The organism is Salmonella sp. SAL4457, assembly GCF_046548235.1.
Classification (GTDB): Bacteria; Pseudomonadota; Gammaproteobacteria; order Enterobacterales; family Enterobacteriaceae; genus Salmonella; species Salmonella enterica.
In genome coordinates this window covers 1-242 of sequence record NZ_JBGDZO010001190.1, presented here as the reverse complement: position 1 = coordinate 242, position 242 = coordinate 1, and the positions used below count along the sequence as shown (strand labels likewise).

At 65.7% G+C, this 242-nt stretch carries 1 protein-coding gene; it reads right to left on the bottom strand.

Going from position 1 to position 242, the window contains the following annotated elements; translation table 11 throughout:
* The coding region (locus ACLJNW_RS27950; RefSeq protein ID WP_410961859.1) for a BMP family ABC transporter substrate-binding protein at window positions 1–242 on the bottom strand (242 nt) is incomplete at both ends.

The window sequence follows — 242 nt, the reverse complement described above, 5'->3', positions numbered from 1 at the left end:
ATCTTGTGGCTGCGGGTCATCTTCGCCGCGAGGAAGCCGCCGACGTAGCGTCCCTCGTAGGAGCGCGACAGGTAGGTGCCGAGGTTCCTGTCGCGCTTGTAGCCGGTGGCGTGCTCGAAGGTCACCTTGGGAAACTGCCGGGCCACCTTGGCGGTAGGGTTCATGTAGCCGAAGGAGGTGGTGAAGACCAGGCCGTAGCCGTCTTTCGCCAGGTTGCGGATGACCCGCTCGGCGTCGGCGCC